This window comes from Candidatus Binatia bacterium (genome assembly GCA_023150935.1).
In the GTDB taxonomy this organism is placed as follows: domain Bacteria; phylum Desulfobacterota; class Binatia; order HRBIN30; family HRBIN30; genus JAKLJW01.
Genome location: JAKLJW010000076.1, coordinates 1 through 7,552, shown reverse-complemented (window position 1 = coordinate 7,552; position 7,552 = coordinate 1). Strand labels below are relative to the sequence as shown.

Annotated in this window: 11 protein-coding genes; 10 read left to right on the top strand and 1 reads right to left on the bottom strand. The window is 62.3% G+C overall.

All coding sequences use genetic code 11. The features are described from left to right. The 6 genes from L6Q96_22655 to L6Q96_22630 all read left to right on the top strand — a co-directional run. Positions 1-621: transposase (locus L6Q96_22655; protein ID MCK6557351.1), on the top strand; the 621-nt coding region annotated here is incomplete at its 5' end. 190 nt (positions 622-811) lie between these two features. Beyond that, positions 812-1,093 (top strand): addiction module protein, encoded by a 282-nt coding sequence (locus tag L6Q96_22650; GenBank protein ID MCK6557350.1) that lies wholly within the window; start codon positions 812-814, stop codon positions 1,091-1,093. 2,391 nt (positions 1,094-3,484) lie between these two features. After that, entirely contained in the window at positions 3,485-3,754 is a 270-nt protein-coding gene (locus tag L6Q96_22645) for a hypothetical protein (protein MCK6557349.1), read from the top strand. Between the two features lie 100 nt (positions 3,755-3,854). Continuing rightward, positions 3,855-4,172 (top strand): type II toxin-antitoxin system RelE/ParE family toxin, encoded by a 318-nt coding sequence (locus L6Q96_22640; protein ID MCK6557348.1) that lies wholly within the window; start codon positions 3,855-3,857, stop codon positions 4,170-4,172. Then, positions 4,169-4,462 carry a type II toxin-antitoxin system Phd/YefM family antitoxin gene (locus L6Q96_22635; GenBank protein ID MCK6557347.1) on the top strand — a complete coding sequence of 98 codons (294 nt, stop codon included), beginning with the start codon at positions 4,169-4,171 and terminating at the stop codon, positions 4,460-4,462. The genes L6Q96_22640 and L6Q96_22635 overlap by 4 nt, the downstream gene beginning before the upstream one ends. A gap of 123 nt (positions 4,463-4,585) precedes the next feature. Further along, positions 4,586-5,059 carry a type II toxin-antitoxin system VapC family toxin gene (locus L6Q96_22630; protein ID MCK6557346.1) on the top strand — a complete coding sequence of 158 codons (474 nt, stop codon included), beginning with the start codon at positions 4,586-4,588 and terminating at the stop codon, positions 5,057-5,059. A 13-nt stretch (positions 5,060-5,072) separates the two neighbouring features. Here L6Q96_22630 and L6Q96_22625 read toward each other — a convergent pair whose 3' ends face one another. Next, on the bottom strand, positions 5,073-5,213 hold the full coding sequence (locus L6Q96_22625) for a hypothetical protein (GenBank protein MCK6557345.1): 141 nt from the start codon (positions 5,211-5,213) through the stop codon (positions 5,073-5,075). Between the two features lie 725 nt (positions 5,214-5,938). On the opposite strand from L6Q96_22625, the gene L6Q96_22620 reads away from it, so the two are divergent. The 4 genes from L6Q96_22620 (at position 5,939) to L6Q96_22605 (ending at position 7,481) form a co-directional block, all read left to right on the top strand. Next, entirely contained in the window at positions 5,939-6,274 is a 336-nt protein-coding gene (locus tag L6Q96_22620) for an addiction module toxin RelE (GenBank protein ID MCK6557344.1), read from the top strand. Then, on the top strand, positions 6,264-6,587 hold the full coding sequence (locus L6Q96_22615; protein MCK6557343.1) for a type II toxin-antitoxin system prevent-host-death family antitoxin: 324 nt from the start codon (positions 6,264-6,266) through the stop codon (positions 6,585-6,587). Before L6Q96_22620 ends, L6Q96_22615 begins: the two co-directional genes overlap by 11 nt. Positions 6,588-6,863: 276 nt before the next feature. Further along, complete coding sequence (locus L6Q96_22610; protein MCK6557342.1) at positions 6,864-7,058, top strand: DNA-binding protein; 195 nt, start codon at positions 6,864-6,866, stop codon at positions 7,056-7,058. 42 nt (positions 7,059-7,100) lie between these two features. Beyond that, positions 7,101-7,481, top strand: a complete 381-nt coding sequence (locus L6Q96_22605) for a type II toxin-antitoxin system death-on-curing family toxin (protein MCK6557341.1) — start codon at positions 7,101-7,103, stop codon at positions 7,479-7,481. Positions 7,482-7,552: the final 71 nt, after the last annotated feature.

The following is a 7,552-nucleotide window of genomic DNA, read 5'->3' as shown; positions in this document are numbered from 1 at the left end:
CGCGTCGAAGAGAATGTCGATGAACGGCCCAAGCAGATGGTGGTCGACGGGGGCTTTGTGAACCGCGAGAACATCGTGGCGCTAGACGACAAGGAGATCGAGTTGATCGGGCCGGTACCGGAAGTACGATCCTCGGCAGGGCAAATGCAGCGCCGCGGTGTGGACGAGGCGTTCTATCCCGCGGCATTTCGTTACGACGAGGCCACGGACACCTACAGCTGCCCGGCGAGCAAGACGCTGCATTACAGTGGCAAGGAACGGCGCATTGGACAAACCATCTACCAGTACCAAGCGGCGGCTACGGATTGCCAAGTCTGTCCCTTCAAAGAGCGGTGCTGTCCCACGGCGAAGGCCGCGGGACGCTCCCTGACCCGGCGGGTAGACGACGCGGCGGTTCAGGAATTCGCGGAACGGATGGAGACCGAGCCAGCCAAAGCGATCTACGCTCGACGTGGAGCGGTGGCCGAGTTTCCCAATCTATGGATCAAGAGCAAGCTTGGGCTGAGGCAGTTTCGACTACGCGGGGTGACGAAGGTGGGGATGGAAGCGCGTTGGGCCTGTCTGACCCACAACGTGCAGCTTTGGATGCGCCGGTGCTGGCGGCCGCAGTGGGCCACCTGAGCGCCGGCACAGGGCAGGAGTAGACGGATGGAAGATCAAGGAGGTGCGATCAAGAGCGAAGCGATGAGCTCCACAGGGAGCTGACAAGAGAACCGCCAGCGGTGTAGTCTCCAAACGCACCTGCTGGCAAGATCGGATCTCTTTATGCAATCGAATTCTTTCACACGTTCTGAGCCGCGGTGTTCGGCTGATGCACGCCGATGTGCTAGCCAGAGAACTGGAGGTTTGCGAGATGCAGGCGAGGAAGTCCGACTTGGAGCAGGCGGCCCTTGGATTGCCACCGCGGAAGAGAGCACGGCTGGTGAATCTGCTTCTCGATAGTCTCGACGACGAGCAGGAAGCCGACGTTGAGGCGGCATGGATCGAGGAAGCGAAGTTGCGCTATGAGGAGCTTCGGTCCGGCCGGGTGAAGGGTCGTACGCCCGCCCAAGTACACGAACGCGCGCGCGCAGGTCTGTTGGCTCTCAAGTGACGGAGCTCATCTACCACCCAAAGGCGGACGACGAGGTTTTCGAATCGGCACGGCTGTATGAGCGACGCAGGGAGGGCCTTGGGTGGCGTTTCCTTCGCGCGGTCCAGCGTGCAGAGGACCGTATCGGAAAGGGCCCGCTCGTCTTCCCGATTCTGCGAGACAACATCCACAAGTGCCCGGTGCGGCGTTTCCCGTTCAACGTGCTCTTCCGCGTGGACGCGGATCACGTCTTCGTGGTTGCCGTCGCGCATCACAGGCGGCGCCCCGGGTACTGGATGCGCCGACTACGGGCAGCCAAGAGCACGGGGAAACCAGCACCGGGAGTGGCCGAACAAGAGCCTTCCAGCCGACGGCGCGGAAAGACGCGCCGCGGCTGAAGGCTGAGCGTTCGGTGTCGGTCCGTGGGTGGTAGTGGAACAATGAAGGATTCTCGCGTGCGGACACTCAAAGCGCGAGTCGATCTGATCTGCGGCCTTGCGTTGCTTCTCTCCGTCCACGAGGCGGCCGCGACGATGCTGGGTGATGTAACCGTGGTCACCTCCTCTCTTTTCTGCTCCACCTGCTCGAGAATAACGGATATCAACCGCGACGGGTGGCTCTCTGCGGCGGACCTGGTCGCCGTCATCGACAAACCACCATGTACGCCGATGGATCTAGGGTCATTCAGCTCGGCACCGGCGCACAGCTGGGATGGACTCCTCGCTCACGCTCGCTCACTTGGATACCTGAACACCCTTAACGCAGTTTCGTGCGCAGGTACGTATGTTGGGGAACGAGCGGTTATCGCAAGCCTAGGGAATCCCACCGCAGCTGACGGGGGGAGCACCCTCGGGCTGATCTACTCAGAGCCCGGCGGGGTTTCTTCCCTCGTCTTTAGGGATGCACAGGGCGGAATTACTTTGTTCGATGCGAGCGGGGGGGTTCGTATCAGCGCGACGGGCAGCGCCGAGCCAGTGACCTCGCACGGTCAGGTGGCAGAGGCATCGGGGCGCCTGAAACGGACCGGAACGACGGGCGCCTCGGCATGCGACCCCTACGGAGAGTGTAACTTCAAGCTGGCGTGTATCATCAACGACGTGGCGTACTTGGCTGGGTTCATGGCCGCATGTGGTACCGCTGTCTTGACATGCGCTACACCGGGGCTGCCCGCGTGCCTTGCGGCCGCCGCAGCTTGCGAGGCTTTCATCCTCGAACAGTTCACCGTCTTGAACCTCGCGATTTCTGTGCCCTGCGCAGTAAACTGGTTCTGTCCCGACGGGAACCTGTGCGGAGACGGGAATGCATGTACGCAGAACAACTGCCACTTTGGTAGATGCATCCCGAATCTTATTGCGCCGGCATTGCTCACCGGCACGCCCTGCGACGACGGCGACGCCTGCACCGCGCCAGACGCCTGCTTCGTCGGAGCGTGCCGCGCCGGCGCGGACGTGTGTGTTACACCGGCGCCGACGCCGACCGAGACGCCGACCGAAAGACCAACGGCAGCGCCTACTCCCGTCACCCCAACACCGACGGTGACTCCGACAGGTACGCCGACGAGCACGCAAACCTGTGAGCCGCTGAGTGGTGTGTATTCGTTTCCGGTCAGCGACGTGAAAGACGTCTGGGCCTTCGGTGGTAATCCGAATCGGCTTACAGCCCGGTGGAATAAGTACTACATGGCGGATCCAGGATACTATGCGTCTCCTTCGCTGCCTTACGTTGGGACCGGTACATTTTGCTCGTTTCAACTAGAATGGGTCGAACCCAGTGAGGCCTGGAATCCAGATACAGGACAACACGGTGTCCGTCTCGCGAAAGGAAAGGGCAATCCTGTCAATGGCTGTATCTTTTTCGATACCTCGGCATGCATCGCGGCGGCGGACGGCACTCTGGAGCGTTGCATTGACTATTCTTATCAGGCCTGCCCAGACTTCACCGTCCCCCCTCCATGAACTGCGTGCTATTCCTTGGATTTCCTATCCCTTGGCATGCACGATTGAATGACGCGACGGCGCCGTCGCATCCGCGCATCCAACCTAGCCAAACCCGGGGGTTCCGCTCTGGCCGCGGCGGGTGAGATCTGGGCGTTCGGCTTCAACGGGCACTGCAGGTATGATGCCCAGCGACGAACGTCCGGTACTACATCGATCCGGAGACCGACGAACCGCACATCTACAATCACGACGTGGATGAGCAGGAAGTCGAAGATGTTCTGGATGGCCCCGGCGAAGACCGGCCCGGTCGTGAAGGATCGCGGATCGCCGTCGGCCAAACCCGCGCCGGGCGATACCTGCGCGTCATCTACGTTCCAGATCCCGAACCGGACAGTGTGTTCGCCATCACCGCATACGATCTGGTAGGCAAGCCTCTGATCGCGTATCGTAGGCGCAGGCGAAGGAAGGGAAAGCGATGAAACAGAGTAGGTTCCCCGCCGGTTGGAACGTGGCACGCGTTCAGCGCGTACTCGCGCACTACCAGCAGCAGTCGGAGGAGGAGGCGCTCGCCGAGGACGAGGCCGCGGCAGAGGACGCTACCCAGACGCTGATGGAGGTTCCCTGCGAGCTCGTGCCTGCAATTCGGGAGTTGATTGCCAAGCGAAGCCGCGCAGGGCGCTCCACCCGGCCGCGGCCACGCGCGGGTTCGGGGAGAGCGAAGCGGGCGTCTGGCCGCGGCGGCTGAGCGCCGCGGCGTTCGGCTGTGCGAGGGGCGGTTTCAGGGGCGCGGCGGACTGGACGATTCTCTTTACCCCGAGTCTGGTTCTGGCTAGAATCTAGCCAGAATGCGCTACGAGATCATTCTTGCCGTCGAGGCGAAGGAGGATTTCGAGGCATTGTCAGCATATGACCGAGCGGCAGTCCGTGACGGCATGGAAAAGCACCTTCGGTACCAGCCGACAAGGACGAGCCGGAGCCGCATCAAACGGCTGCGCGGGATGCGGCGGCCTCAGTACCGGCTGCGCGTCGATGACACGCGCGTCTTCTACGACGTGAGCGACGGCGTGGTGGAGGTGCTTGCAATCATACCGAAGGCAAAGGCCGCCGAATGGCTCGGGCGGTCCGGTGCACGCATTTTGCCCGAAGAGGAGTCTAGCAAATGAAGGAAGTAGCTCTGTCGGCAATGAAGGATGACCTGTCGCGCTATCTGCGGATGGCCGGCAGGGAGGAGATCGTGATCACCCGTCACGGGAAGGCGGCTGGCATTCTGATCGGTTTTGAATCCGAGGAGGATTGGTTCGACTATCGCCTGGAGAACGACCCCAGGTTCCTTCATCGCGTCGCCCAGGCGAGGGCGAGCTTGCGCGCGGGAGATGGAGTCAGACTCGATGACCTAGGAAACCCAAGGCCGAAGCGCCTGCAGCCGACGCGCAAGAAGCGTGCGCGCGGCTGAGGCGCAAGCCGTTCGGCGGCAAGAGCGATGAACGACGTTGCCGCGCATCCCTATCGGCCCAGTCTGGGCGTCGCCCCCGCACTGGCGCGTGACGTTTCGGCGGGATCCGGCTAGGTTGTTTCCATGGCGCGCTCGGTGTACCTGGAGACCTCGATCATCAGCTACCTGGTCGCGCGGCCGAGTCGTGATCTGGTGACCGCGGCTCGCCAGGAATTGACGCGGGAGTGGTGGGCGCGCCGTCGCAGGGCGTTCAATGTGTACGTCTCTGAGGCTGTGGTTGCCGAGGCACGCGCGGGTGACCCGGAGGCGGCGGCTCGTCGTGCTGAGATTCTGGCCCCCCGCCAACTTCTCGACATCACGCCGGACATCACGCGGCTCGCGCAGGCCGTGGCCGACGCGCTCCAGTTGCCCGGCCGGGCGGCCGCCGATGCGGTTCACATTGCTGCTGCCGCCTGCCACGGGATCGACTTCCTGCTGACCTGGAACTCGACGCACATCGCCAACGCCGAGCTGCGACCGACTGTCGAGCGTGCGTGCCGCGACGGCGGGTACTTCCCGCCCATTTTGTGTACGCCCGACGAGCTCATGGGAGATTGACATGGCACAACCGCTACCAGAGGAGAAGGAACGCTGGGAAGATCCGATCGTGGCGGAGGTTCGCAGGGTGCGCGAAGAACTCTTTGCCGCTGCCGGATATGATCTGGCGGAGTTCTGCCGACGACTCCGCGAGCAGCAAGAACGGGAAGGTCACGCCACTGTCACTCGTCCCCCGCGCAGACCGGAGCGTGAACCAGCCGGATTTGCACACCGACGGCCGAACAAACGCATCCAGCCGACGGCGCCCAAGAAGCGCCGCGGCTGATGCTCCGCGTTCGGCGATTCCTGACGTGCAACATCCGATGAGGAGGCGCTGATGACCTGCGGGCATTGCCTGTGTGAATCCGTTGCGTTCGAGGTTGCGGGGCCGGTCACGCGCGTTGAAGTCTGTCATTGCGGTCGGTGCCAAAGGGCTTACGGATCAGGTTTGGCGGCCACTATGTGCGCTCGCTTGGATCACTTTCGGTGGCTGCGCGGCGAGGATGTGCTGCGGTGGTACGACGCGCCACTTCTTCAGACACCCCCGTTGTATCGCCACGTGTTCTGCGGAAAGTGCGGAAGCTCGCTTCCTATATGTCGAGAGGAGTATGGCTTCGTCGAGATTCCCGTGGGCTTGCTGCCGCCCGCGGACTCCAGCGACCTTGCGTACGAGATGTTCGCACCGCGCCGGCACCGATGGTTCGAACAGGCCGGCTCCGTCCGGACCTTTGAAGGTAGCGGACCCGCGAGCAGTAAGGTGCTGACGGAACTTCGATGACACCCGCCGAGCAGCAAGAGACGCAGGCCGAACCAAAGCATCCACCCGTTCGGCGGTGGCGGCAGAGAGAACACCCGGAGATGGCTTGAATATGACCAGAGTTATAGTCATACTCATGTCGGATGGCGAGAAAGAAGCCGGCGTTCCAGATCGTCTACCAGCCGGAAACGGTGCGCCATTTGGAGACGATCGAGACAAAGTACTGGAGTCTGATCCGGACGACCATCGAAGTGCAGTTGTCGTATGAGCCCTTTACCGAGACGACGAATCGCAAGTCCCTTCTTCGGGAGTCTCCTTTCGGAGAAGTATGGGAGGCTCGCTTCGGTCCGCAGAACCGGCTGCGGGTCTTCTACCGCTCCGATCCGGACGAGCCTCAGCGCGTTCTGGTCGAGGCGATCGGATTGAAGAATCGAAACCGGCTCATGATCCGGGGCCGGGAGGTGAAGTATGAGGACTAGTGTGGCGCAGGCAAAGGCCCGCTTCAGCGAAATGATCGAGGCCGCGCGCGGTGGAGAGCCCGTCATCGTGACGCGCCACGGTGAGCCGGTCGTCGCGGTCGTCGCGGTGCCGGCAGATCCCGACGACCGCGAGCGTTTTCTGCTCGCACACAACCCAATCTTTCGCAGCATCCTCGAAGAGACGCGCGGCAGCGGTGACCCGATTCCGCACGACGACTTCTGGAAGCTGGTGGCGAAACGCCGCACCCCTCCTCCTGGGGGAGCCGAGCAGGGGCCTTCGAGCCGACGGCGCACAAAGACGCGCCGCGACTGATGCCTGACGTTAGACTCGTAAGGGGGTGAACGCGACGCCAATAGCGCACGCAGGCGGTTCAGCAGCGACCGCATGCTTCTTCGTTTTCCTGCTGCTGCCTTCTAACGTCGCCTTTGCCGTCGCGACGGGGACCTGCGACTTTGGAGATGTCAACCCTGACATCGGCGTCAGAGGAACCGTAGCGTTGGGCAACGTCGACAAGCTGAGCGGCAGATGCTGGGCTTATCCTGGCAGTGTGGGAGGACGCGTGGTACGCTGACATTCACGAGAGAACACATGAAAGTATCGGTCGACCTTTCACCTGCGGACACGGAACGTCTGCGAGACGAGGCGAACCGCCTCGGTGTGAGCCCCGAACGGCTGGCGCATGCAACAATCTCAGACCTGCTGGCGCACGAGGCCGATGACTTCTTCAAGGCCGCCCGGCGGGTCTTGGAAAAGAACCGGGAACTGTACCGTCGTCTGGCCTGAAGGCGCCATCTCTCGCTCGCGGAAGTCCTCGAGCTGCACCGCATGGTCGTCGAGCAGGCCGGGGGGGATCTTGGGCTTCGTGATCTCGCGGTTCTCGAATCGGCTGTCGCACAGCCGCGGATGACCTTCGGAGGCAACGACCTTTATCCCTCTCTGGTCGAGAAAGCTGCCGCGCTTTGCCTTTCCCCGGTCAAGAACCATCCGTTCGTTGACGGAAACAGACGGGTTGGCCACGCCGCGATGGAAACGCTCCTGATCCTCAACGGCTTTGCGATCGATGCTTCGACCGACCAGCAGGAACAATTGGTGCTCGCCTTGGCTGCGGGGCAGCTCAGCCGAGAGGATCTAGTAGCGTGGTTGCAAAGCCATGTTCGTAAAATGGGGTCTTCAGGAATTCGTGTGGGTAGAAAATGGGGCGCATAGTAACCGAAGCCCGCGCGGGACAAGGGTTTGAGCGCTTCGAGGAGCACGAGAAACTTGGCATGATGTCGAGA

Coding starts and splice junctions, on each gene's coding strand:
- L6Q96_22605 (MCK6557341.1), top strand. CDS start 7,101: ATGGTCGTCGAGCAGGCCGGGGGGGATCTTGGGCTTCGTGATCTCGCG.
- L6Q96_22620 (MCK6557344.1), top strand. CDS start 5,939: ATGGCGAGAAAGAAGCCGGCGTTCCAGATCGTCTACCAGCCGGAAACG.
- L6Q96_22635 (MCK6557347.1), top strand. CDS start 4,169: ATGAAGGAAGTAGCTCTGTCGGCAATGAAGGATGACCTGTCGCGCTAT.
- L6Q96_22640 (MCK6557348.1), top strand. CDS start 3,855: ATGCGCTACGAGATCATTCTTGCCGTCGAGGCGAAGGAGGATTTCGAG.
- L6Q96_22645 (MCK6557349.1), top strand. CDS start 3,485: ATGAAACAGAGTAGGTTCCCCGCCGGTTGGAACGTGGCACGCGTTCAG.
- L6Q96_22610 (MCK6557342.1), top strand. CDS start 6,864: ATGAAAGTATCGGTCGACCTTTCACCTGCGGACACGGAACGTCTGCGA.
- L6Q96_22615 (MCK6557343.1), top strand. CDS start 6,264: ATGAGGACTAGTGTGGCGCAGGCAAAGGCCCGCTTCAGCGAAATGATC.
- L6Q96_22630 (MCK6557346.1), top strand. CDS start 4,586: ATGGCGCGCTCGGTGTACCTGGAGACCTCGATCATCAGCTACCTGGTC.
- L6Q96_22650 (MCK6557350.1), top strand. CDS start 812: ATGCACGCCGATGTGCTAGCCAGAGAACTGGAGGTTTGCGAGATGCAG.